The sequence below is a fragment of the Nocardia aegles genome, from assembly GCF_052545135.1.
On sequence record NZ_JBQWRI010000007.1, the window covers coordinates 69,940 to 92,094 of the forward strand.

Annotated in this window: 16 protein-coding genes, 3 tRNA genes and 1 pseudogene; 12 read left to right on the forward strand and 8 right to left on the reverse strand. The window is 65.6% G+C overall.

Features of this window, described 5'->3' with window-relative positions; all coding sequences use genetic code 11:
• Positions 1-181 precede the first annotated feature (181 nt).
• The 6 genes from rsmG to rpmH form a co-directional block, all read right to left on the reverse strand.
• A complete protein-coding gene (gene rsmG, locus ACT89H_RS19895) occupies positions 182-973 on the reverse strand; it encodes a 16S rRNA (guanine(527)-N(7))-methyltransferase RsmG (protein ID WP_445110125.1) in 792 nt (263 codons plus the stop codon).
• A gap of 145 nt (positions 974-1,118) precedes the next feature.
• On the reverse strand, positions 1,119-1,670 hold the full coding sequence (locus ACT89H_RS19900) for a Jag family protein (RefSeq protein WP_445110126.1): 552 nt from the start codon (positions 1,668-1,670) through the stop codon (positions 1,119-1,121).
• Between the two features lie 112 nt (positions 1,671-1,782).
• Positions 1,783-2,865, reverse strand: coding sequence for a membrane protein insertase YidC (yidC, locus tag ACT89H_RS19905; protein WP_445110127.1), 1,083 nt, complete (start codon positions 2,863-2,865; stop codon positions 1,783-1,785).
• Positions 2,866-2,869: 4 nt separating this feature from the next.
• Complete coding sequence (gene yidD / locus ACT89H_RS19910; protein WP_445110128.1) at positions 2,870-3,268, reverse strand: membrane protein insertion efficiency factor YidD; 399 nt, start codon at positions 3,266-3,268, stop codon at positions 2,870-2,872.
• Positions 3,265-3,696, reverse strand: a complete 432-nt coding sequence (gene rnpA / locus ACT89H_RS19915; protein WP_445110129.1) for a ribonuclease P protein component — start codon at positions 3,694-3,696, stop codon at positions 3,265-3,267. The genes yidD and rnpA overlap by 4 nt, the downstream gene beginning before the upstream one ends.
• A 21-nt stretch (positions 3,697-3,717) precedes the next feature.
• Complete coding sequence (rpmH, locus tag ACT89H_RS19920) at positions 3,718-3,861, reverse strand: 50S ribosomal protein L34 (protein WP_006550910.1); 144 nt, start codon at positions 3,859-3,861, stop codon at positions 3,718-3,720.
• Positions 3,862-4,497: 636 nt separating this feature from the next.
• On the opposite strand from rpmH, the gene dnaA reads away from it, so the two are divergent.
• From dnaA to ACT89H_RS19960, 8 genes are all read left to right on the forward strand, one after another.
• Positions 4,498-6,432: a chromosomal replication initiator protein DnaA gene (dnaA, locus tag ACT89H_RS19925; protein ID WP_445110130.1), complete on the forward strand. Its 1,935-nt coding sequence runs from the start codon at positions 4,498-4,500 to the stop codon at positions 6,430-6,432.
• Between the two features lie 882 nt (positions 6,433-7,314).
• A complete protein-coding gene (dnaN, locus tag ACT89H_RS19930; protein ID WP_445110131.1) occupies positions 7,315-8,490 on the forward strand; it encodes a DNA polymerase III subunit beta in 1,176 nt (391 codons plus the stop codon).
• A 243-nt stretch (positions 8,491-8,733) separates the two neighbouring features.
• Positions 8,734-9,957 carry a DNA replication/repair protein RecF gene (gene recF / locus ACT89H_RS19935; RefSeq protein ID WP_445110132.1) on the forward strand — a complete coding sequence of 408 codons (1,224 nt, stop codon included), beginning with the start codon at positions 8,734-8,736 and terminating at the stop codon, positions 9,955-9,957.
• 293 nt (positions 9,958-10,250) lie between these two features.
• Positions 10,251-10,811 carry a DUF721 family protein gene (locus tag ACT89H_RS19940; RefSeq protein ID WP_445110133.1) on the forward strand — a complete coding sequence of 187 codons (561 nt, stop codon included), beginning with the start codon at positions 10,251-10,253 and terminating at the stop codon, positions 10,809-10,811.
• A gap of 838 nt (positions 10,812-11,649) precedes the next feature.
• On the forward strand, positions 11,650-13,695 hold the full coding sequence (gyrB, locus tag ACT89H_RS19945; protein WP_445110134.1) for a DNA topoisomerase (ATP-hydrolyzing) subunit B: 2,046 nt from the start codon (positions 11,650-11,652) through the stop codon (positions 13,693-13,695).
• 70 nt (positions 13,696-13,765) lie between these two features.
• Positions 13,766-16,282, forward strand: a complete 2,517-nt coding sequence (gyrA, locus tag ACT89H_RS19950) for a DNA gyrase subunit A (protein ID WP_445110135.1) — start codon at positions 13,766-13,768, stop codon at positions 16,280-16,282.
• Positions 16,283-16,321: 39 nt separating this feature from the next.
• Positions 16,322-17,494, forward strand: a complete 1,173-nt coding sequence (locus tag ACT89H_RS19955) for a DUF3566 domain-containing protein (RefSeq protein ID WP_445110136.1) — start codon at positions 16,322-16,324, stop codon at positions 17,492-17,494.
• 209 nt (positions 17,495-17,703) lie between these two features.
• A tRNA-Ile gene (locus ACT89H_RS19960) sits at positions 17,704-17,777 on the forward strand.
• A gap of 334 nt (positions 17,778-18,111) precedes the next feature.
• Here the strand turns inward: ACT89H_RS19960 and ACT89H_RS19965 are convergent.
• Positions 18,112-18,184 (reverse strand) — tRNA-Ala (locus ACT89H_RS19965).
• Between the two features lie 337 nt (positions 18,185-18,521).
• Between ACT89H_RS19965 and ACT89H_RS19970 the strand changes: the two genes are divergently transcribed.
• The gene (locus tag ACT89H_RS19970; RefSeq protein WP_445110137.1) at positions 18,522-19,067 is read left to right on the forward strand and encodes a DUF4333 domain-containing protein; all 546 of its coding nucleotides are present in this window, start codon (positions 18,522-18,524) and stop codon (positions 19,065-19,067) included.
• A 48-nt stretch (positions 19,068-19,115) separates the two neighbouring features.
• On the opposite strand, the pseudogene ACT89H_RS19975 reads toward ACT89H_RS19970, so the two are convergent.
• Positions 19,116-19,264, reverse strand: a pseudogene (locus ACT89H_RS19975) (TetR/AcrR family transcriptional regulator); the annotation flags it as partial.
• A gap of 249 nt (positions 19,265-19,513) precedes the next feature.
• Here ACT89H_RS19975 and ACT89H_RS19980 point away from each other — a divergent pair.
• The 3 genes from ACT89H_RS19980 to ACT89H_RS19990 all read left to right on the forward strand — a co-directional run bounded on the left by ACT89H_RS19980 (position 19,514) and on the right by ACT89H_RS19990 (position 21,658).
• Positions 19,514-19,586 (forward strand) — tRNA-Ala (locus ACT89H_RS19980).
• Positions 19,587-20,141: 555 nt separating this feature from the next.
• Complete coding sequence (locus ACT89H_RS19985) at positions 20,142-20,867, forward strand: ParA family protein (RefSeq protein WP_445110138.1); 726 nt, start codon at positions 20,142-20,144, stop codon at positions 20,865-20,867.
• Positions 20,867-21,658 (forward strand): hypothetical protein, encoded by a 792-nt coding sequence (locus tag ACT89H_RS19990; RefSeq protein WP_445110139.1) that lies wholly within the window; start codon positions 20,867-20,869, stop codon positions 21,656-21,658. The genes ACT89H_RS19985 and ACT89H_RS19990 overlap by 1 nt, the downstream gene beginning before the upstream one ends.
• Positions 21,659-22,155: the final 497 nt, after the last annotated feature.

A 22,155-nucleotide genomic window follows, 5' to 3' on the forward strand; every position in this document is an offset into this window, starting at 1 on the left:
GGATCCGACGATCACGGACAGAGCGGATCCACCCGCCGCCACAACTTGACGAAAACCATAGGAACACCCCGAATTCGCGCGCAGCTACAACTCCCTGCCGCTCAACCGGCGACCATTCCGTCAGAGTGACGAATCGAGCCCAGGTTCGAGGTCGAGCGTCGATCCTTCGTAATCGAAGCTTCTACTTGGCCTTGCGTGCCGCACGCTTGCGCGCACGCTCCGTCGTCGCGGTGCGAACCGCCTTCCCGCCACGCTCGACTGCGCGCTCGGCACGCCGCCGGGTGGCACGCTCGGTGCGGGGGAGGCGCTCTGCGCTGATCACCATCGTGGGTGTCGACACCAGGCCGACGCCGCATTCGAGCACGACCGCATTACCTGCTCCGGCCTTCACCAGTGCGTCGCCGTCGCGTTCGAGCTCCTCGGCCGCGCTCGCGCCTTTGAGCGCAAGCATGTGCCCATGGTCGCGGAGGAGGGGAAAGGACCACTGGGCGAGTTTTCCGAGTGGGGCAACCGCGCGGGACGTGACCACGTCCGCGCCGCCGGCTTCCTTCATCACGCCGGACTGTTCCGCGCGCCCGCGCACCACGGTTATGTCCAGCCCGACCGATTCGATGAACTCGCTCAGGAAGATGGTTCGGCGTAGCAGGGGTTCGACGAGAGTGATCCGGAGGTCCGGCCGCGCGATCGCGAGCGGGATGCCGGGCAGTCCCGCGCCGCTGCCGATATCGACCACGGACGCACCCTCGGCGATCAACTCGCCGAGCACCGCGCAGTTCAGGATGTGGCGATCCCAGAGGCGGGGTACCTCACGCGGGCCGATCAGCCCGCGCTCGACGCCCGCGGTAGCCAGGGCGGTGCAATACCGACGCGCGAGATCGAGTCGGTCGCCGAAGATGGTGGCCGCCGCCGCGGATGGCTCCAACTCCGTGGCTCCCGCGGTGGTTCCACCGAGATCTCGTTCCACGTGAAACATCCTTCCGAACTCGGGTCGATCGACGAGCGAGCAATCGGGCTCCGGACACGAACAAGGCCCCCGGTCCACAGACCAGAGGCCCTATCCAACCACTACCCGTCCGGGCCGCGAAACATGCCGCCCGCTCTAGGGAGCTGCCCGCGCCTCAGCTGGGAACGACCACCACGTGCCGGTTCGGTTCGACGCCTTCGCTTTCGCTGCTCACGCCTGCGACGGCCGCCACCGCGTCGTGCACGATCTTGCGCTCGAACGGGGTCATGGGTGCAAGCGACTCCGGCTCGCCGGAGTCCAGCACTCGCTGTGCCGCGGCGGCGCCGAGCTCGCTCAGCTCGGATCGCCGCTTGGCCCGCCAACCCGCCACGTCCAGCATCAGCCGGCTGCGAACTCCGGTCGCCTGCTGAACGGCGAGCCGAGTCAGCTCTTGCAACGCGTCGAGTACCTCGCCGTTTCGCCCGACGAGCTTCGTCAGGTCACGTCCGCCGTCGATGCTCACCACGGCGCGATCACCTTCCACGTCGAGATCGATGTCGCCGTCGAAGTCCAATACGTCGAGCAACTGTTCGAGATAGTCGCCCGCGATCTCGCCTTCCTCGATGAGCGCTTCCTCGGCATCACTCGCGACATCGCCGGTCTCCGCTCCGGCGTTCGCCGTCGTCGTCGCCACGGTGGCGTCCCCTCCGTCGGTCTCAACAGTCATTTGATTTCCTTCATCTGCTCATCGCGCGCGCCGGGCAATCGCCGCCGGGCGGTATTCGCGATCAAGGGGTTGCTCAGCGATCAAGGTGGGCGGCTCAACCCACCGATGGTGATCAGCGCTTGCGCTTCTGGTTCGCCCTGCCCCGGTTGCCCGGCCGTTTCTGCCCCGCCGGACGCTGTCGGCCCGCCGACTGCTTCGGCGGCTTGGCGGTGCCGTTCGTCGACGCGACAGAGGTGTCCTCGTCCGACTCGGTATCAGCAGCAGCGGCGGGGGCCGGCTTCTTCTTCACGTTGACCGGTTTGGCGCCGGGCTTGGGCGCGTTCTGCGCGCGCTGCTCCAGCTTGGCCTGTTTCTTGGCTTCTTCTTCTTTCGCCATGCGACCGAACACGAGGTGCTGCTGCCCGTAGGTCCAGATGTTGTTGGAGACCCAGTACAGCAGGATGGCGATCGGCAGGAAGGGGCCACCGACGAGTACACCGAGCGGGAACACCCACAGCGCGAGCTTGTTCATCATCGCGGCCTGGGGGTTGGCCGCTGCTTCCGGCGTCTGCCGCGCGACCGACGCGCGGGCGTTGAAGTGCGTCGCCACGCCTGCGATGACCATCAAAGGGATCGCGACGAGCGCGATGCTCAGCTTGGACGGCACACCACCGTAGTCGGCGAAGGCCTGCAACTGGGGAGTCGGAATGGTGATGAATGCCGAAATCGGCGCGCCGAAGATGCGAGCGCTCAGGAAGGACTGCACATCGGTCGCGCTGAAGACGTAGTTGGCGGTATTGGCGTTCTGCTCCGGCGTCATGCCCAGCTGGCCGATACCGTGCCCGGTCCGGTTGAACGAGCGCAGCACATGGAAGAGCCCGAGGAACACCGGAACCTGGGCGAGGATCGGCAGGCAACCCATCAGCGGGTTGAAGCCATGGTCCTTCTGGAGCTTCTGCATTTCGAGCGCCATCTTCTGGCGGTCGTTCTTGTACTTCTTCTGCAGCTCTTTGATCTGCGGCTGCAGTTCCTGCATCTGCTTGGTGGTGCGCACCTGCTTGACGAACGGCTTGTAGAGCACCAGACGCAAGGTGAACACCAGGAACACCACGGCCAGCGCCCAGGTGAGACCGTTGTCCGCGCCGAACGCGAACCCGAAGACCCGATGCCAGAACCAGAGGATCCAGGACACCGGGTAATAAATGAAGTCGAGCACGGCTCTATGCACTCCCGTCGTTCGTGTCGCCGATCACCGCGTACGGCGATCCTTTACAAGCTTTCGGCTCCGACCGCGGTCCGGCGGGCAGGCTTGTTTCCTGCGACGTCGCGTCGGTCGCTGCCCCGTCCGCCGGCTCGGCGCGATGCGTGTTCCGCTTCCGCTCCGGAACGGGGTCCCACCCACCAGGGTGCCAGGGCGCGCATTTGGCCAAGCGCACGACCGTCAGTAAGAGCCCCATGAACACGCCCCGAGTGCGCAGTGCGGTCACCGCGTACTCACTACAGGTCGGGGTGAATCGGCACACCGGCATGCGGGTGGGGGAGACGTAGGTCCGATACAGCTCGATCGAAAAGATCAGCACGTTCGCGGGCAGTCCGGCGATTTTCGCCCGGAGACTCATGCCGGGCCGCCCGTCGACATATCCGCCTGAGAGCCGACCCCGAGCTTACGCAGTGCAGTGCGCAGCTGGCGCAGCAGGTCGTCCGACGACGCGGTTGCGGCACCTGGAAGCGCACGGATGACGACATCGGTCTCGGCGGGCAATTCGTCGACCACCTGGGCGCACATATGACGCAGGCGGCGGGCGACGCGATGTCGAATCACCGCGTTGCCCACCGCCTTGCTGACGATCAACCCGAAGCGTGGTCCGCCCACGCGGACCAGCGCGTCATCCGGGATCTGATCGTGTCGTCCATTCGCGCCCACGACTCCGTCATACCCGTGCGCGAGCGCATGTACGACCAGATCACGCCTCCCGATTCGCTGGCCGCGGCGCACCGTCCGGGAGAAGTCGGCACGATGATGCAACCGATACGGCTCAGGCAACACCCGAGCGTCCGAGAGCGAGAATCAGGCAGTGAGGGAAGCGCGGCCCTTACGGCGCCGCGCCGAGACGATGGCGCGGCCCGCACGGGTGCGCATCCGGAGGCGGAAGCCGTGAACCCGCGCCCGACGACGGTTGTTCGGCTGGAACGTCCGCTTGCCCTTGGCCACGGTCAACACTCCTCGAGTAGGCGGGCACCAGGTAGTGCCCGAAGCTTGTCGGTGATACGTATGTTGCGCGAATGAATCGCAGGTCTGGTCATCATCGGCGCGCGTCGGTCCTGGCGCACAGTCGGTCGATCATCGACCTAAACGCGGTCAGCACAAGACCGCCACCGCACCAAGGGGTGACTGTACGAGGGTACTGATCGGCAACGGACGGGTCAAACTCGCCCCAGCCCATTCGGCCGCCTCCGGTGACCAGGCGGTATCCGGCTTGTGGAGTCAGGCATTCTGACAATGACCGTGAGTTCGTCCACACCCCTGGCCATCCCGCACCCAGCGCCACTAAGGTACTTAGCCAGGCGATTGCTGTAGATCCGCAGGTCGTGGCGTCGCTGCTCCCGCGCGTGCGCGCGTTCCACAGTTCCCCAGGGTTCTCCACATCTGTGGATAATTGTGTGGAAAGAACCCTGGAGTGGCATATTCGTAGGGCCGACGGTGCCACGCCGCTGTCCAGATGGGGGACCCGGACAGCGTCCGAACCGGTTACGGACGTACGCAGGATCACGGGACCGATCCCGAGCATCGCACCCCACGCGTGCCCCGGCCGTCTGCTCCTATCGACCTACTCCGGGGAGGAACTGCATGGACGACGAGCAGAACGTGCTGGCCACGGTGTGGCCCGAGGTTGTCACCGAGCTGACCACCGGGTCGCCCGACGGCGCTATTCCTCCGGTGACCCGAGCACAGCAGGCCTGGCTGAAGCTGGTCAAGCCGCTGACGGTCGCACAGGGGTTCGCGCTGCTCTCGGTGCCCTCATCGCTGGCCCAGGAGGCCATCGAGCGCGATCTGCGCGAGCCCATCCTCCGTTCCCTCGGCCGCCGGCTCGGCCCTCAGGTGGAAGGACTCGGCGTTCGCATCGCTGCCCCCACCACCCCGACCGTCGATCGGCAGAGCAACACGCCGCGGCACGCGCGGATGACGAGCAGGCCCGAGCGCACCCGCGATGGCCGCGCTCCCGCCACCTATCCGGGTTCGGAGTTTCCCGGTCGCGATGCCTACCCGGGGCCGCGTTACGCACAGCCGACCGATTTCCCCGCGGCATCCGCGTACAACGAGGACTCCGAATACCCGGGCTCCGAATACGGTCAGGACTTCGCCCCGCCGCAGGAGTACCGCCGGCCGGAGTACGCCCACGCCGACTATCCGCCGCGTGGCGAGTACGCCACGACAGCCGAGCTGCCCATGATGGCCGGGCCGGACGCCGCGCCGCGACGTGAACCCGGACTTCCGCCGCGGCGGGAACCTGGCATCCCGCCGGGACAGGAGTCGCTGTTCAACCCCGAGCCGTCGCCGGGTGGGGTGCGCGGCCCGCTGCGTTCGGCGATGCGCGAGACCGCCGACGACGACACGGGCTTGGCGCACGAGCCGGTGCGTGAGCCGGTGGGTGACCCGCGTGGCGATCAGGACGACGAGCCCGTGGTGAACGTCCGCAACTCGTGGCCCACCTACTTCGCCAAGTCACAGGAATCGCCCGCTCCGTCGACGTCGTCGGCCAGTCTGAACGCGAAGTACACCTTCGAGACCTTCGTCATCGGCGCGTCCAACCGCTTCGCGCATGCCGCGGCCGTCGCCATCGCCGAAGCCCCAGCCCGCGCTTACAACCCCTTGTTCGTCTGGGGTGCTTCGGGATTGGGCAAGACGCATTTGTTGCACGCGGCCGGCCATTACGCACAGCGTCTCTTCCCCGGGATGCGGGTCAAGTACGTGTCCACCGAAGAGTTCACCAACGACTTCATCAACAGTCTGCGCGACGACCGCAAGGTCGCGTTCAAGCGCCGCTACCGCGAGACCGACATCCTGCTGGTCGACGACATCCAGTTCATCGAGGGCAAGGAAGGCATCCAAGAGGAGTTCTTCCACACCTTCAACACCCTGCACAACGCGAACAAGCAGATCGTCGTCTCCTCCGATCGTCCCCCCAAGCAGTTGGCCACCCTGGAAGAGCGGTTGCGGACGCGATTCGAATGGGGGCTGATCACCGACGTACAGCCGCCGGAGCTGGAAACGCGCATCGCCATCCTGCGCAAGAAGGCGCGGATGGACCGGCTCGACGTGCCGCACGACGTGCTGGAGTTGATCGCCAGCCGGGTGGAGCGCAATATCCGCGAGCTGGAGGGCGCGCTGATCCGGGTCACCGCCTTCGCCTCGCTGAACGGCCAGCCGCTGGACCTGCCGCTGGCGGAAGTGGTGCTGCGCGATCTGATGCCGGACACCGCGGCCCTGGAGATCAACGCGGCCACGATCATGGCCGTCACGGCGGAGTACTTCAACACCACACTCGAAGAACTCACCGGTCCCGGTAAAGCGCGTCCGCTGGCCCAGGCCAGGCAGATCGCCATGTACCTGTGCCGCGAGCTGACCGACCTGTCGCTGCCGAAGATCGGCCAGGCGTTCGGCCGCGACCACACCACGGTGATGTACGCGGAGAAGAAGGTCCGCAAGGAGATGACCGAACGCCGCCGCGTCTACGACCAGGTGCAAGAACTCACAGCCCGGATCAAGCAGCGCTCCCGCTGACCGGCATTCACACCTGAGCACCGCCCCTGACCTGGGGCGGTGCTTTTTTTGGGTTGTGGATTCCTCGAGGAATCCTTGTGGACTCCTCGAGGAATCCACTGGTTTGTCCACCGATCTGTGCACAGGTCGGGGCAACGGGTCCCTCGAGTTTCCGCACAGGGCGAATTCAACAGTTTCCCCAGGCATGCTTACGCACACCCGCTGACCAGGGGAGGACCGGATCCGGCCTTGTGGATTCCTCGAGGAGTCCATGTGGAGTCCTCGAGGATTCCTCGAGCTGTCCACGATCTCGTGCACAGGTGTGAACAACCGGGTGAATCCAGTGGAACAACTCGAGGAGTGCTCGAGGATGAATCCGGGACAACCATGGAAGCTCCACAGACGCCTCGTGTTCATCCTCGAGACACTCCACGGTCATCCCCACGGCACCACGCCCGCTGAACAGCGGTTTCGGCCGCAGTCCACAGAATCCACAGCGCCTACTACTACTTCAGTTCTTCTCATTAGAGATCTCTCTTCAAAACAGGGTGTGTGGAAAGTCGGTCGAGCGACGCACTTCGCCGTCCGCCCCCCGTTTCCCGCACGGACGACAGCACCGACCGGAAGCCGCATCACGGTCCCGATGACCGATCGCCGTACGCGGCACGCGCCCGCGGCACGCCGGACTCGATTTCCCGTCGCCGGTCCGCGCGGATACGCTCCGGGCTCGGCCATCCGCCGTGCCGGAGGGTCGGGCTAGGTGCACGTCCCTCGCGCGGGTACGGTTTGATGTCGGTCGCCTGTGCCAGACTTCGAAGGCGGCCGATTCGGCCGGACCCTTTCGAGCACCGACACTGACGAGCCGACAACAGATCACGGAACCGGGAGAGGACAGATCGGGCGATGGAGCTTGCAAGCATGAAGTTTCGGGTCGCCCGCGAGGATTTCGCCGAGTCCGTCGCCTGGGTGGCGCGCAGTCTTCCGTCCCGGCCGCCGGTTCCGGTACTCGGCGGTGTGCTGCTGGTCGCCGACGAGGACGGGCTGACCGTCTCCGGCTTCGACTACGAGGTGTCCGCGCAGGTGCGAGTCGCGGCCGAGGTCGCGGGCCCCGGCCAGGTGCTGGTCTCCGGTCGTCTGCTCGCCGACATCACCAAGGCGCTGTCCAACAAGCCCGTCGACGTCTCCGTCGACGGCACCCGCGTGCTGATCACCTGTGGCAGCGCGAAGTTCTCCCTGCCGACCATGCCGGTGGAGGATTATCCCCAGCTGCCCGAGGTGCCTCAACAGACCGGTGCACTGAGTGTGGATGTCTTCGCCGAGGCGGTCGGCCAGGTCGCCGTCGCCGCAGGCCGCGACGACACCTTGCCCATGCTGACCGGCATCCGAGTGGAGATCGAGGGATCGCAGGTCGTGCTCGCGGCGACCGACCGGTTCCGCCTCGCCGTCCGGCACATCGAATGGCAGCCCACGCGTGCCGATATCGAGACTTCGGTGCTCATTCCGGCGAGGACGCTGTCGGAGGCCGCCAAGACACTCGGGCCCTCCGACGCGCCCGTTCAGCTGTCCTTGGGCACCGGCGCGGGGTCGGACGGCCTGCTCGGCATCGTGAACGCGGGCCGCCGGACCACCACCCGCCTGCTGGACGCGGAATTCCCCAAGTTCCGCCAGTTGCTCCCCAAGGAGCACACCTCGATCGCCACCCTGGCTGTCGCCGCGCTCACCGACGCCATCAAGCGCGTCGCGCTGGTCGCCGAACGCGGCGCGCAGGTGCGGCTGGAGTTCTCCGCCGACGGCCTGCTGCTGTCCGCGGGCGGCGACGACGCGGGCCGGGCCGAGGAGTGGCTGGAGGCGGATTTCCGCGGCGAATCCCTGACCATCGCGTTCAACCCGGGTTATCTCGTCGACGGCCTGAACGCGCTGCACGCCGACCGGGTCACCTTCGGCTTCACCACGCCGAGCAGGCCCGCCGTGCTGCTGCCCGCGTCCGAGGACGAGCCGGAGGTGCTCGACTCGGGGACGTTCGCGGCGCTGTCGAGCCCGTACACCTATCTGCTGATGCCGGTCCGGCTCCCGGGCTGATCGCCCGTGCACGACCTGGTTTCCGGCGGGTCCGCTCCACGCGATCCAGCGCGGGGGAGCGATGACGGCGCTGGAAACTTCCCAGCGACGTCGGAGAAATCGGTTTCCGCGCGGCTGGGATCGCACTTTATCCACAGGTGTTCCACAGCGGCGTGGCCCGGCGCATGGTCTGCGTGTGGCGCGGCGGCAATGCGTCCACCGGCGGAAATGTCCGCTGCGACGCAGGCAGGGGCGCGATAGCGGATGTTCGTCCGAGCTCTGTCACTGCGCGACTTCCGCTCGTGGGAGCATGCGGAACTGGAATTATCCCCAGGTCGAACCGTTTTCTTGGGATCGAACGGCAACGGTAAGACGAATCTGTTGGAAGCGATCGGCTACCTGGCCACGCTCGGGTCGCATCGGGTCGCCACGGAAGCTCCGTTGATCCGGACCGGCACCGATCGTGCCCGGATCGGCGCCACGGTGGTCAATACCGGCCGGGAACTGCGTATTGATGTCGAGCTGAATCAGGGCAGTGCGAACCGCGCGCAGATCAACCGCTCACCAGTCCGGCGCCCCCGGGAAATTCTGGGGATTCTGCAAACGGTGTTGTTCGCTCCGGAGGATCTCGCTCTGGTGCGCGGCGACCCGGGGGAACGCCGACGATTCATGGACGAGTTGTGCACAACTCGGCTACCCAGGTTGGCCGCGGTCCGCGGCGACTACGACCGGGTGCTGCGCCAGCGCTCGGCGCTGTTGAAAACAGCTGGACGGCAAGCCAGGTCGAAGGCAGACCTGAGCACTCTGGACGTGTGGGACGGACACCTGGCCGCGCATGCGTCCGTCCTGCTCGCCCAACGGCTGCGGTTGGTGCACGATCTCGCGCCCTATCTCGCCCAGTCCTATGCATCGATCGCCCCTGAGTCGCGGCCCGCATCGATCGCCTATCGCAGCGCCGCGCTGCCCCCGGAGTTCCTCGATCCGGATCGGCCACCGCGCCCGGAGGATACCGAGGAGCTCGAGGCGATCGTGTTGCGTGAACTCCTCGCCGCCCGACCGAGGGAACTCGAACGCGGTGTCTGCCTGGTCGGTCCGCATCGCGACGAACTGGACCTGGTACTGGGCGATTCGCCCGCGAAGGGATTCGCCAGTCACGGTGAGTCCTGGTCGTTCGCATTGGCTTTGCGCTTGGGCGCGTTCGAACTGCTTCGTGCCACCGGCGCCGAACCGGTACTGCTGCTCGACGATGTGTTCGCCGAGCTCGACCGGCGACGCCGCGCCGCGCTGGCGGCCGTTGCCGCGGGCGCGGAACAAGTGTTGATCACGGCGGCGGTGCCGGAGGACGTGCCCGCCGAACTCGCCGCCGTGCCGCTGCGCGTCGAGACCGCCGGCGGTCCCGACGGCCGCGTCTCGCGGATCCTGGCCGAGGACCGATCGGGCGGCGGTGATCGACAGGATCGCCATCCATCCCGCGGTCCACTACAGTGACCTGTCGTCGGGAACGCCGATCGAGTTCTCGGCAGCTGAGTCCGATTCCCCAACACCTGTGGAAAACTCGTCCGGTCACGAGTGCCCGCTTCTCCGAAATCGGTTCAGCAATAGCTGAGCAAGTCATCCGACTTCGCCGGAAAGAGGCTGTTTTGGGCCTGCAACAGAACATTCGGCCGACTGACCGCAGCGGGCATTGGGCATGATTCTCGGTGCTGGCAACCTCTAGCACTGGCTGGGGATAACTTGATCGAAGCTGGGGACAACCCAGTGGACGCGGAGGAACGAGGGCGATGAGCGATCAGTCCGCGGAGCGCGAATCCGCAGGACCGGAACCCGAACTGCGCGGAATCGACCTGGCCCGCCGTGCTCTGGAGGAAGCGCGTGCCGCGGCACGGGCGAGTGGGAAATCCGTCGGTCAGGGCCGTTCTTCCCCCCAGCGCAGGCTGCGGACGGGTGCCCGAAGGCGTACCGGATGGTCGGGCGCGGGCCCGGACGACCGCGATCCACAGCTGTTGTCCAAGCTTGCCGGCTCCCTCGCGCGGAGCCGCGGCTGGTCGGGCAAGGTGGCCGAGGGCATGGTCTTCGGTCGCTGGGCGGGAGTGGTCGGCGAGGACATTGCGGCGCACGCCACACCGGTCACCTTGAAAGACGGCGTGTTGAGTATCTCGGCCGAGTCGACCGCATGGGCGACTCAGCTGCGGATGCTGCAAAGCCAGATCCTCGCGAAGATCAACGCCGCGGTCGGGCAGGGCGTGGTCACCTCGCTGAAGATATCGGGACCCGCCGCGCCGAGTTGGCGCAAGGGTGAGCGTCATATCAAAGGTCGCGGACCGCGCGACACCTACGGATGAGCACAGTGGGCAGTATCTGATACTGGGTATTACGTTATTCGCAAGCGGCGTTTCACGTGGAACGGAACGCTTCGACGTCGCATCGAAGGCCTGTCTGCGGCGTCGGATCGACAGCGTCCGTCCAGAGAATCTCGATGACCATCACCACCTCGGTCGGCCCGTTCCCAGCGGGTGTTGTCCGGCCGCCGGCCACGTTTCCTCGGAATTTTCGACGACCTGGATCCCATGCTGGTGGAGACGGCGCCGAGCCCGCGCGCCCGGTATGCTCGACAACCTGAAGCTCTACCGCGCGAATATCCGGACCGATCTGCGCCATCGGTGACCGCGTCCGATCGAGGTGCCCGTCCAGTTGATCGTCGCGACCGGCGACCGCGCCGTGCGGCCGTGGTGAACGCCGGGGCCGACCGGCGGGTGCCACATCCGGGCAGGGCCGAGATCCGGGGCGGCACTGGTCACCGATCTCACACCCGGCCGAACTGGCGCGTCACACCGCCGCCTTCATCGTTCGGATCGACGCCGCTCGCCGCTGCGGAGCGCTCGAAACGCCGACCTTCCAATGCATCTCTCAGCCCACTTCTGATGGATCGAAACCGGCAGGAGGCGGAATCGAGTCGCCGAATTCCGATTTCTCGCATCCACGCCGCCGTGAGGGGTGTCGGAGGTGGGTTGTAAGTTGGCTGTACCAGTAGGATGGTGACGTAACTAGCGGCGATACCTTCGGCGCGTTCCGCACAGTCCGCGCGTGGACCCTAATTCTCCAGCAGGCATCACCAGGGCCCCACGTGTGCTGTCCGATCGCTCTATGCCGGGATCAGCAAGTAAGGAGAGCTACCGACCAGTGGCTGCCAAAGACTCCAACGCATCGGGTTCGACCAGAGCGACCGGGAAGCAGGACTACGGTGCCTCCTCCATCACGGTTCTCGAGGGCCTCGAGGCGGTTCGTAAGCGCCCGGGCATGTACATCGGCTCCACCGGTGAGCGCGGTCTGCACCACCTGATCTGGGAGGTCGTCGACAACTCCGTCGACGAGGCGATGGCCGGATACGCGACGAAGGTCGAGGTCACCCTGCTGGCCGACGGCGGCGTCGAAGTAATCGACGACGGCCGGGGTATCCCCGTGGAGATGCACGCGCAGGGCATCCCGACCATCGAGGTCGTCATGACCCAGCTGCACGCGGGCGGCAAGTTCGACTCCGAGTCCTATGCGGTGTCCGGTGGTCTGCACGGCGTCGGCATCTCCGTGGTCAACGCGCTGTCGACGCGGCTGGAGGCCGAGATCGACACCGGCGGCCATCACTGGACCCAGGAATACAAGGACGCGAAGCCCGGCAAGCTCATCCAGGGCGAGCCGACGAAGCGGACCGGTACCACCATCCGGTTCTGGCCGGATTCGGATATCTTCGAGACCACCACCTTCAACTTCGAGACCGTCGCGCGCCGGTTGCAGGAGATGGCGTTCCTGAACAAGGGCCTCACCATCGTCCTCACCGACGAGCGGGTCAGCGACACCGAGATCACCGACGAGGTGGTCAGCGAAACCGCCGAGGCGCCCAAGCACGCGGAGGAGGGCGCCGCACCCGCCGAGCACAAGGTGAAGTCCCGGACCTACCACTACCCGGGCGGCCTGGAGGACTTCGTCCGCCACATCAACCGGACCAAGCAGCCGATCCACAACTCGGTCGTCGCGTTCACCGGCAAGGGCACCGGCCACGAACTCGAGGTCGCGATGCAGTGGAACTCCGGTTACTCGGAGTCGGTGCACACCTTCGCCAACACCATCAACACCCATGAGGGCGGCACACACGAAGAGGGCTTCCGCGCGGCGTTGACCACGGTCGTCAACAAGTACGCCAAGGACAAGAAGCTCATCAAGGAGAAGGACGGCAACCTCACCGGTGACGACATCCGGGAGGGCCTGGCCGCCATCGTGAGCGTCAAGGTCGGCGAGCCCCAGTTCGAGGGCCAGACCAAGACCAAGCTGGGTAACACCGAGGTGAAGTCGTTCGTGCAGCGCACCTGCAACGAGCACCTCACCCACTGGTTCGAGGCCAACCCGGCCGACGCGAAGACCATCGTGAACAAGGCGGTGTCCTCGGCGCAGGCCCGCGTCGCCGCGCGCAAGGCCCGCGAGTTGGTGCGCCGCAAGTCGGCCACCGACCTGGGCGGACTGCCCGGCAAGCTGGCCGACTGCCGGTCGAAGGACCCGAGCAAGTCCGAGATCTACATTGTGGAGGGCGATTCCGCCGGCGGCTCGGCCAAGTCCGGCCGCGACTCGATGTACCAGGCGATCCTGCCGCTGCGCGGCAAGATCATCAACGTCGAGAAGGCGCGTATCGACAAGGTACTCAAGAACAACGAGGTCCAGTCGATCATCACCGCATTCGGCACCGGCATCCACGACGAGTTCGACATCAGCAAGCTGCGGTATCACAAGATCGTGCTGATGGCCGACGCCGACGTCGACGGCCAGCACATCTCCACGCTGCTGCTGACCCTGCTGTTCCGTTTCATGCGCCCGCTGGTCGAACACGGGCACGTGTACCTGGCGCAGCCGCCGCTGTACAAGCTGAAGTGGCAGCGCAGCGAGCCGGAGTTCGCCTACTCCGACCGGGAACGCGACGGCCTGCTGGAACGCGGTCTGGCCGCGGGCAAGAAGATCAACAAGGACGACGGCATCCAGCGCTACAAGGGTCTGGGCGAGATGAATCCGAAGGAACTCTGGGAGACCACCATGGATCCCTCTGTCCGGGTGCTTCGTCAAGTGACGTTGGACGACGCGGCCGCGGCCGACGAGTTGTTCAGCGTGCTGATGGGCGAGGACGTGGAGGCCCGTCGCAGCTTCATCACCCGTAACGCCAAGGACGTCCGCTTCCTCGACGTGTGATCCGCCCGAGGCGCCGCCGACCGATCCGGCGCCCGGCAGTTTCCGCACGTCAGCCCGCTAAGGAGACTTCATGACCGACATCACCCTGCCGCCGGAGGGCACGGGCGACCGCGTCGAGCCGGTCGACATCCAACTGGAGATGCAGAACAGCTACATCGATTACGCGATGAGCGTGATCGTCGGCCGCGCGCTACCCGAAGTGCGCGACGGCCTCAAGCCGGTGCATCGCCGCATTCTCTACGCCATGTACGACAACGGGTACCGGCCCGATCGCGGGTATGTGAAGTCCGCGCGCCCGGTCTCGGACACGATGGGTAACTACCACCCGCACGGCGACTCGGCGATCTACGACACCTTGGTGCGCATGGCGCAGCCGTGGGCGATGCGCTACCCGCTGGTGGACGGCCAGGGCAATTTCGGCAGCCGCGGTAACGACGGCGCCGCCGCCATGCGGTACACCGAGTGCCGCCTCACGCCGCTGGCCATGGAGATGCTGCGCGAGATCGACCACGAGACGGTCGATTTCATCCCCAACTACGACGGCAAGACGCTGGAACCGGTGGTCCTGCCGAGCCGCGTGCCGAACATGCTGATGAACGGCAGCAACGGCATCGCGGTCGGCATGGCGACCAACATCCCGCCGCACAATCTGACCGAGCTCGCCGCCGCCATCTACTGGGCGCTGGACAACCACGACGCCGACGAGGAAGCCACCCTCGCCGCGTGCATGGAGCGGATCAAGGGGCCGGACTTCCCGACCTCGGGCCTGATCGTCGGCACCCAGGGCATCCACGACGCGTACACCACCGGTCGCGGCTCGATCAAGATGCGCGGTGTCGTGGAGATCGAGGAGGACAATCGCGGCCGCACCACGATCGTCATCACCGAGCTGCCCTACCAGGTCAATACCGACAACTTCATCAACGCGATCGCCGAGCAGGTCAAGGACGGCAGGATCGCGGGGATCGCCGATATCCACGACGAGTCCTCCGACCGAGTCGGCCTGCGCATCGTGGTGACGGTGAAGCGGGACGCCGTCGCCAAGGTCGTGCTGAACAACCTGTACAAGCACACCCAGCTGCAAACCAGCTTCGGCGCCAACATGCTGTCCATCGTCGACGGCGTGCCGCGCACGCTGCGGCTGGACCAGATGATCCGGCTCTACGTCAACCACCAGTTGGACGTCATCGTCCGGCGCACCAGGTACTTGCTGCGCAAGGCCGAGGAACGGGCCCACATCCTGCGCGGCCTGGTCAAGGCGCTGGACGCGCTCGACGAGGTGATCGCGCTGATCCGCCGCTCGGCCAACACCGACACCGCGCGCACCGGCCTGATGCAGCTGCTCGACATCGACGAGGTCCAGGCGACCGCGATCCTGGATATGCAGCTGCGGCGGCTGTCGGCGCTGGAGCGCCAGAAGATCGTCGACGATCTGGTCAAGATCGAAGCCGAGATCGCCGACTACAAGGACATCCTCGACAAGCCGGAGCGGCAGCGCGCGATCGTGCGTGACGAGCTGGCCGAGATCGTGGAGAAGTACGGCGACGAGCGGCGCACCCAGATCGTCTCCGCGGACGGTGACGTGGCCGACGAGGATCTGATCGCTCGCGAGGACGTGGTCGTCACGATCACCGAGACCGGCTACGCCAAGCGCACCAAGACCGATCTCTACCGCAGCCAGAAGCGCGGCGGCAAGGGCGTGCAGGGCGCGGGCCTCAAGCAGGACGACATCGTCAAGCACTTCTTCATCACCTCGACGCATGACTGGCTGCTGTTCTTCACGAACAAGGGCCGGGTCTACCGTGCCAAGGCCTACGAACTCCCCGAGGCCAACCGCACCGCGCGCGGCCAGCACGTGGCCAACCTGCTGGCCTTCCAGCCGGACGAGAAGATCGCGCAGATCATCCAGATCAAGTCCTACGACGACGCCCCGTACCTGGTGCTCGCCACCAAGAACGGCCTGGTGAAGAAGTCGAAGCTGACCGACTTCGACTCCAACCGCAGCGGCGGCATCGTCGCGGTGAATCTGCGCGACGAGGACGAACTGGTCGGCGCCGTGCTCTGCTCGGCCGACGACGACCTGCTCCTGGTGTCCGCGCTGGGCCAGTCGATCCGGTTCTCGGCCACCGACGAGGCGTTGCGTCCGATGGGGCGTGCCACCTCCGGCGTGCAGGGCATGCGGTTCAACGACAGCGATGCGCTGTTGTCGCTCAATGTGGTTCGTGACGGCACGTATCTGCTGGTCGCCACGTCCGGCGGCTACGCGAAGCGGACCGCGATCGAGGAATACACCCCGCAGGGCCGCGGCGGTAAAGGCGTATTGACCATCCAGTTCGACGCGAAACGTGGCACCCTGGTCGGGGCGCTCATCGTCGACGACGAAGATGAGTTGTACGCGATCACCTCCGGGGGCGGCGTCATCCGGACGGCGGCTAAGCAGGTTCGTAAGGCTGGACGACAGACCAAGGGCGTGCGATTGATGAACCTCGCCGAGGGCGATACCTTGCTTGCGATCGCGCGCAATGCCGATGAGCCCGATCCCGATCAGGTCTCCGGTGGCGGCGACACCGGCTCCTCCGAGAAGTAACCCAACAGCGGCGGCAACGAACGGATCTAAGGATTCCCATTGACCACTCCGAATCAGCCGAATGACGAGCGGCACCAGACGAACGGTGTGACCGAGCGGATCGCACCGTCACCGATTCCGCCGCGGCCGATCCCACGGCCGGTCGCCTCGGCCGAGAACGGTCAAGGCCAGCCGAGCGGCGGCCAGCCGGGCGGCCACCCTGGTGGCGGCCACCCCGGTGGGCCGCAGCCGGGTGGTCCTCAGGGCCAGCCGAACGGCCCGCGGTCGGGTGGGCAGCCAGCCAACCAGCCCGGCGGCAACCAGCCGCACGAGATTCGTGACCAGCAGGGTGATTTCGCGCCGCAGCAGGGCGCGCCGGACCAGGCGCCCGGAGGCGACGGCCAGGATCGGTTCGACCAGAAGACGACCCGGATCCCCAACCAGACCCCCCAAGCAGCGCCCGAGAACGAGAACAAGCAGCCGGTGGGCGCCGCCAACGGCGGACAGCAGTCGCCGTATCAAGACGGGTGGGCGCAGCTGCCGCAGCGGGAGCCGCAGTCCAACCTGTACCGCCCGGGGCAGGCCCCGGTCACCGGTCGCCCGACCTCGGGTGGTGGGGGCCTCGGCGGCGGTACGTCCAACGCCCGCACCACCGCCGACCTGGCGGCCAAGGCGGCACGCAAGGAAGCGGCGATGGTGAAGTCCGTCGGTATCGACGGACCCACCCGCAGCATCGCGCGGCCGGAACTGATCAAAGACATGCCGGACCTGTCCGAGATCCGGCACCCGCTGCCGCAGGCCGAGGCCCCGGGCCCGCAGTCCGGGCCGGTTTCGCCCGCGGTTCCGGTCGCGGTCGCTGCGGTCGCCTCCGGTGAGCCGCTGCGGGCCACCGTGCAGATCCGTCGCATCGATCCCTGGTCGACGCTGAAGATCTCGCTGGTCATCAGCGTGGCGATGTTCTTCGTGTGGATGCTGGCGGTCGGCCTGCTCTACATCGTGCTGGAGGGCATGGGCGTGTGGGAGCGGCTGAACAACACGTTCACCGACATGGTGTCCCAGGAGAGCGGCTCGGTGGGGCTGATCGACGCGGGCACCGTGTTCGGGTACGCGGGCGTGATCGGCTTGATCAACGTCGTGCTGTTCACCGCGCTCGGTACCGTCGGCACCTTCATCTACAACCAGTGCTGCGACCTCGTCGGTGGCATCCAGGTCACCCTGGCCGACCCCGACTAGCCCGGGGACATCCCAGCCGGCCGGTACTCTCGCCCAGCGCGCAGGGTGCCGGCCGTTTCGTCGGTACTGTCTCCTGAGGTAATGCCGTGCCGGTGGCACCGGACGACTGCCGCTGCCGCCTTGTAAGCCTTCTACCAGCCGTTTTGGTCCAGTGGATAGGTGTTGTGTAGTCTCTACACGTCGTTGTTCACCGCAACAACGCGAACTACGGGCCTATAGCTCAGGCGGTTAGAGCGCTTCGCTGATAACGAAGAGGTCGGAGGTTCAAGTCCTCCTAGGCCCACTCCCTTAGTGCCAGTCAGGCATCATCCGGCTGATGAGTGTATCCCGCTATACAGTGCGGGCGGCTGTGGCCTCACCGGCCCCCGAGATACGATCGGCCGACCTTTACCGCAGTGTTGTGCGGAGCTGCCGTTCGAGTGACTGTCCGACTCCACGATGCGATCAGTGGCGGACCCTCATCCATTCACTGTGCTCCGCCAGCTCGTGTGACCCTGCCGACGACGTCTGGACTCTGTGCCCAACCGGCTGTCGAGGTCCGGGAAGTGCAGCCGGCTTGCAGTTCACCGCACGTGGAACGAAAAAGGCTCATGCTCCCGTGAGCATGAGCCTTCGAGTGGAGCCTAGGGGAATCGAACCCCTAACCCCTGCCTTGCAAAGGCAGTGCTCTGCCAATTGAGCTAAGGCCCCGCGCGTACCGACGCCTGCAAAACGGTACCTTCTCGCCGTCGGCATGGTCAAAACGGGGGGCCGGTAGAACTCGCCGAAAATCCGACGATGTTCGACTTACGCACTGGTCAGAGCCGTAAATCTCGATGCGGAGGCAGGTCTCGTATCGGGTGCGAGAGAGTCGCATTTGACGCGAGTCGCCAATGCGGGCGCCCGGATGTGCGAAACCGGCGGGATCGAGGCTGGAGTTGGCGGCGAGGACTTCCGGTTCTCGGTCGCGTTCGCGATCGGTTGTGATCGACCGGTACCGCCGGGCCGACGGAACTGGATTGCTCCTGACGGATGCAAGAATTCAGCCATGCGTTGGTTTCTACTGCTGGTTCCGATCGCCGTTGTGACGGCGTGCTCCTCGGCGCCGTCGGGTCCGCCGTCGGTCAGCACTTACAGTCTCCAGTCCAAAGCGGCGGATCTGTTCAAGGGGAAGATTCATCAGGATCCGAAGTCCGTATCGTGCGACGGCGAGCTGGACGCCACAGTTGGTGCGACGCAGAAATGTACGGTCGTGGATCTCACGGGCGGGAAGTGGGCCTTGACTGCCAAGGTCACCAACCTGAGCGGGGACATGGCCGACTACGACATGACCTTCGACGACAAGTTCGCGACCGCCGAGCAAGTGGCCGGCGTGGTCGGTGACCTGATCGGTTTTGGTGGGCTGCTGGAAGGTAGAGGCGTGAAGTCCAGCGTGTGCGATGGACCTCTATCCGGCACAGTGGGTGCCGAAATCCGTTGCACCGTCACGTTCAGCGATGGAACGACCATGCCGGCGACTGCGAAAACCGTCGGGATCGACCACCAAGGCGTGAAATACGACGTCTACGGGGACGGAAAGCATTGGAGCCGTTAGGTTAGGTCATCGACTCCTCGCCGGGGACTCCATCAGCCGAGACGAGGGGTTGTAGAACGACCCCATGCCGATGTCGGCGGCCTCGATGATCTCCAGGATGGGCGCGTGCAGCTTTCCGCTCGCGATGAACGACTGGGCCGGGTGACGAGGGCGGCGCGGGTGCGGGCCTTGCGGCGCTCCCGGCGGTTGGGTTCCACCCCGGTCCGACCCGTCCTGCTCCTCTTCCTGCCGATGCCTCGCTGATGATAGCGCTGCTCAGTTTGCCAAATTCAGCAGAATTCGCTGGAGCCCTTCTGGGCGGGTTTCGGGCACGGCAGTAGGGTGGAAACCATGAAACTTCTTCTCACCGCCGGTGTCGTGGCTCTGGTTCTCTTCGGCATCTCCAAGCTGCGCCAGCGCACCGACGCGGACATGTGGCACGAGGTGACCACCCGCTGATCCCGGGAGGGGCCTTAGCTCAATTGGCAGAGCACTGCCTTTGCAAGGCAGGGGTTAGGGGTTCGATTCCCCTAGGCTCCACTGATTTCGCACCTTCGTGGCCGTGGCGAACGCGAGGGCACGCCATGTCTGGGTCAGCACGTCGCCGGTGGCGGCATACACGTCACGATCGATGTGGACCTGAGTTTCGCCCGCACCCACCGCTTCTTGCTCGCGACATCACCTCGTCGGGAAGGACCGTTCCCGCCGCATCCCCAACAGCGTTGTCCAGACGTCCGCCCTTCTCGGCGGGGTCCCTCATCGAACCGCGAGAGCCTTCGCGGTAATCATCGGTCCGGGCGGTGGGTTCGAACGGAATGATATTCCCAGGTGTGGGAATTCTTCTGTCGGTGTCGGGGTGCGCGCGTGGGCGAAAATGCGCGTCTACGCAGGGTGGAGGGTACGCCGGGAGCGGGCCGCGGCGATGACTTCGCCGCTGATGGAATCCGACGCCGACCCTCGGATTTTGTGTCCAATTGGACACATCGGCGGCTGCGGCACAGCCGGAACAAGGCGCCGCAATCAGACGATATTCGCCGACTCTGTGCCAGACTGGCCCCGCACAGTAATGCACTCCTCACCCTCGGAGGAACGTCCATGACGAATTCTGTTGCGCCACTCGATTTGCCCGAACCTCTGGTCATCACGCTGGGGAACCTAAAGGGCGGTGTCGGCAAAACGACATCAGCGTTCTTCTTGGCGAGCTACTTCGCGTCGGTGCACGAGCTGCGGGTGCTGGTGATCGACGCCGACCCGCTCAGCCAGACCGGATATTCCTGGTACCGGCGGCTGGTCAAAGGGGGCATCGAAGTGCCGTTCCATCTGGTCGCATTCCCCTCGCGACATGTCGGCGACTGCATCAACGACAATGCCGCCGATTTCGACGTCATCATCGTGGACGCCGGGGGTGAGTCGGCCGATATCTTCAAGGCCGCTGTTCCGGAGAGCGACGAGCTGCTGCTGTTGACGAGTGTGAGCCCGTCGGAAGTCAAGCGTGTGCCGAGTACGTTCAAGGCCGCCGAGGAGGCGGCGGCCGGCACCGATCGGGAGATCCGGGTGCGCGTGCTGATGACCAAAGTTCCGGTGATCATGAAAAAAGGCGTCAATGTATCGACCGAATACCGCGCGCAGCGGGGCCATTTGGAAAGCGCGGGCTATGAAGTATTCGATTCCTATTTGAGTGCATGGAAATGGTATCGGGAGGCAGCTGACGGGGAGGTGGGGGAGGGCGCCGAGAATCCGATCGAGGATTTGGGAGAATACCGCAACGTGGGCGACGAGCTGCTGAGCGTGTATCGCGCCCTGATGGAGGTGCCTGCCTGATGCCTCCGCAACGCAGGAAAGGTTCGATCGGCGGAGGTAATCCGCTATCCGACGGCGCCGAGCACACGCCACCGGTGTCTCCGCTGCGCGATGCCGAATGGCGGCGGGCGAAGCCGGCGGTGAGCCCGAATGTGTTGACCATGCCGGTGCCGGACGCGGGTGACGGACCGCTGAGCGACCGGGAACGGGCGCAGTTGAGCGCGTGCGAGTCGTCCATCGACACGCTGCGTATCGCATTCTGGGCGGCCGGGCGTGCGCTGCAGATCGTGCGGGACGGCCGGCTCTACCGCGACAGCCATGAGACGTTCGACGACTACGTGGAACAGCGATGGGATATGCAGCGGTCGTACGCGCACAAGCTGATCCGCGCGTGGCCGCTCGCCGCGCGGCTGCATCCGATCGCACCGGCGATCAACGAGGGCCAGGTCCGTGAGCTGTTGCCGGTGGCCGCCGAATACGGCGAAGACGCGGCGGTCACCGTCTACACCACCGTGGCGGCGAGCGCCGACGTCAAAGTCACGGCGGGAAAACTCCGGCAAGCGGTGGCCCTTCTGCCCGAACGCTATGAAGAAGAGGTGGTGGTCGAGCGTCTCCGGGCGTGGCTGCGCGGCGAACTGCCGGGCGACCCGACCGACCGCGCGGCCGACATCTTCACCGCAATGGAATCCCGGCTCGCGGCGCTGACCAAGCGCGTGGTCAAAGGATCCAGCGACGACCCGCGGGCGGCGCGTGAATTCGCGGCCAAGCTCCGTACGATCGCGGAGCAGATCGAAGAACAGATCACAGCGTGAAAGCTGGATTCGGCACCGGAATGAATTGAGAACAGTGCAATTCCTATTTCAATGCCGCGCACCGGAACGAGTTATTCTTTCGTTATGAAAATAAAGGTGTGTTGTGCTTTACGTGATGCAAGCTATGCCGAAAGGTGAATACTCGGATCGGATCCGCTGGACTGACGAAGCACCGTGATGGTTTTCGAATCAATTCGAGGTCTTTGGTGAAGTCCCTCGCGCCACGCATGGTGGCGTCGTATGGCTCCGCCGGAGGCCGGCGATATGAGCATCGGAGGACCGAATCATGGCATCATCGACCGACGACCGATATCTCCGCTACCTGCGACGTGCTGTGCTCTGGGCACTCGTCACCGGAGCGGCCGCATTCATAGGTGTGTTGTGCAACGCAGGGGAGGCATCGGCCCAGCCGGTGACCATCCCGGGCGTGGGAGAATTCGAGATTTCCGACGATATTCCGCTTCCCGGCCCGCCGCAGATACCGTCCCGGAACAACG

Excerpts from the sequence above, each read along its gene's own strand:
- rsmG (WP_445110125.1), bottom strand. The coding sequence starts at position 973 with ATGTTTCACGTGGAACGAGATCTCGGTGGAACCACCGCGGGAGCCACG.
- ACT89H_RS19900 (WP_445110126.1), bottom strand. The coding sequence starts at position 1,670 with ATGACTGTTGAGACCGACGGAGGGGACGCCACCGTGGCGACGACGACG.
- yidD (WP_445110128.1), bottom strand. The coding sequence starts at position 3,268 with ATGAGTCTCCGGGCGAAAATCGCCGGACTGCCCGCGAACGTGCTGATC.
- dnaA (WP_445110130.1), top strand. The coding sequence starts at position 4,498 with ATGGACGACGAGCAGAACGTGCTGGCCACGGTGTGGCCCGAGGTTGTC.
- dnaN (WP_445110131.1), top strand. The coding sequence starts at position 7,315 with ATGGAGCTTGCAAGCATGAAGTTTCGGGTCGCCCGCGAGGATTTCGCC.
- recF (WP_445110132.1), top strand. The coding sequence starts at position 8,734 with ATGTTCGTCCGAGCTCTGTCACTGCGCGACTTCCGCTCGTGGGAGCAT.
- ACT89H_RS19940 (WP_445110133.1), top strand. The coding sequence starts at position 10,251 with ATGAGCGATCAGTCCGCGGAGCGCGAATCCGCAGGACCGGAACCCGAA.
- gyrA (WP_445110135.1), top strand. The coding sequence starts at position 13,766 with ATGACCGACATCACCCTGCCGCCGGAGGGCACGGGCGACCGCGTCGAG.
- ACT89H_RS19970 (WP_445110137.1), top strand. The coding sequence starts at position 18,522 with ATGCGTTGGTTTCTACTGCTGGTTCCGATCGCCGTTGTGACGGCGTGC.
- ACT89H_RS19985 (WP_445110138.1), top strand. The coding sequence starts at position 20,142 with ATGACGAATTCTGTTGCGCCACTCGATTTGCCCGAACCTCTGGTCATC.
- ACT89H_RS19990 (WP_445110139.1), top strand. The coding sequence starts at position 20,867 with ATGCCTCCGCAACGCAGGAAAGGTTCGATCGGCGGAGGTAATCCGCTA.